General features: G+C 32.7%; 2 protein-coding genes and 1 pseudogene. 2 read left to right on the forward strand and 1 reads right to left on the reverse strand.

The features are described 5' to 3' along the window. Positions 1-490, forward strand: a pseudogene (locus ACJMLH_RS00445) (ABC transporter ATP-binding protein); the annotation flags it as partial. A gap of 170 nt (positions 491-660) precedes the next feature. Here the strand turns inward: ACJMLH_RS00445 and ACJMLH_RS00450 are convergent. Next, a complete protein-coding gene (locus ACJMLH_RS00450) occupies positions 661-1,197 on the reverse strand; it encodes a DNA-3-methyladenine glycosylase I (RefSeq protein WP_405273997.1) in 537 nt (178 codons plus the stop codon). A 222-nt stretch (positions 1,198-1,419) separates the two neighbouring features. Between ACJMLH_RS00450 and ACJMLH_RS00455 the strand changes: the two genes are divergently transcribed. Further along, a partial coding sequence (locus ACJMLH_RS00455; RefSeq protein WP_405273998.1) for an aldo/keto reductase occupies positions 1,420-2,004 on the forward strand: 585 nt, incomplete at its 3' end.

A 2,004-nucleotide genomic window follows, 5' to 3' on the forward strand; every position in this document is an offset into this window, starting at 1 on the left:
GGATTTTGATGGATTTTCCATTATGGTCACTCATGATCGTGATGAGGCATTCCAGTTTTGTGATGAGCTTATAGTTTTGGATGAAGGAAAAGTTATAGCTAAAGGGGATACTTATGACATTTTTGAGAATCCGAAAAAAGTTCAGGTTGCAAGGCTTACTGGATGTAAAAATATTTCTGAAATTGAAGTCATCGACGATTATCATCTCAAATCTTTAGAGTGGGATGTTGATTTTCAGGTATCAGAGAGGATTTCACCGAATATTACTCATATCGGAATACGTGCACATAATTTTGCTCCCGCCAAAAAAGATGATGTAAATGCAATGGATACTGCAAATTCAACAAAATTGGAAATGCCTTTTGAATGGGAAATAACCTTGGCGAATGGTTTATGGTGGAAGCAGGATAAATCTATTCATGAGCATGATTTTGTCATTCCGGAGTATTTGAAAGTGGACCCTAAAAACATAATCCTTTTGGAATGGTAGTTTAATTATATTTAGCTTCGTTTATTCTTATGGTTGTAATGTTTCTTTTGATTTAATAAGTTATTTTTCACATTAACATTGATGTTTGTGTTTTTCATTTGTATTTTTTAGTGATGATATATATTCACATCCGCATTGATGGCGAAAATCATTATTTGTGGGAGGTAATGTTAAAATTTAAAGCAGTTTTCCTGATGATTGTCAATTATTCCGATGGCTTCAAGATATGAATAGATTATTGTAGGGCCTACAAATTTCATTCCACGTTTTTTCAAATCTTTTGAAATGGTTTTTGACAACTCCGATTCGGTTAAATATTCTGCTTTAATCACGTTTCCATCAGTAAAACTCCAGATGTATTCATCAAAGCTTCCGAACTCATTTTGAATTTCAATGAATATCTGCGCATTATTGATGGCTGAAGTTATTTTGCCTTTGTGTCGGATAATTCCCTCATTTTCCCTTAGCTCATCAACTTTAACATCATCATAACCTGCCACTTTAACAACATCAAAATCATCAAATGCCTTTTTGAAGTTTTCACGTTTTTTTAAGATTGTAATCCATGACAGGCCGGCCTGAAAGGATTCCAATACCAGAAATTCGAATAGCTCTCTGTCATCATGGGTTGGAACTCCCCATTCTTCATCATGGTATTTTATATAGACTTCATCAGCAGTTACCCAACTGCATCGATTTTTATTCATGGGAATAATTATTTGCTCATCTTGTTTAAATATATTTTTAACTTTATCCTCAGGAATGCTCAGAAGCAGAAGATGTTTAAAAAAATAATAATTTATTAAGTATTATAGATAAAAATAATAATATTGTTGATACTCTAAACATTTAGAGAAAAAACATTTCATGAAATTGTGTCATGTTAAAAGAGTATATTTAAAAGGAAAAGCTATTATGAGGGATTTGGAATGAAGAATTTAGGTATGGGAATGATGAGGCTCCCCCTTTTGGATGAAAATGACTTTGCAAGTGTTGACTATGAACAAGTCAATCAGATGGTTGATGCATATATGGATGCGGGATTTAATTACTTTGATACAGCATACATTTACCATGAAGGAGTAAGTGAAGACGCATTTAAAAAATGTGTCGTTGAAAGATATCCTCGTGAATCATTTAAAATTGCTACTAAACTGCCGTTATTTGTAATTACAGAGGAGTCACAATTGGAACCGATATTTGCTGATCAGCTAAAAAAATGCGGTGTGGATTACTTTGACTATTACATGCTTCATAACGTAAGCGGATTTACTGAAGCTGCATGGAAAAATGTTGATTTATACTCTTTTATTCAAAAGAAAAAAGAGGAAGGTTTTATTAAACACATAGGCATATCCACTCATGGAAATGCAGAATTTTTAGAAGAGATTTTATTTGAACACCCTGAGTTGGAATTTGTTCTGCTTCAAATAAATTATCTTGACTGGGAAGATGATGGAATCCAATCAAAAAAGTGTTTGGAAATTGCAAAAAAATATGATAAGCAAGTAATG

It is taken from the genome of Methanobrevibacter sp. (assembly GCF_045116495.1).
Lineage (GTDB): Archaea > Methanobacteriota > Methanobacteria > Methanobacteriales > Methanobacteriaceae > Methanocatella.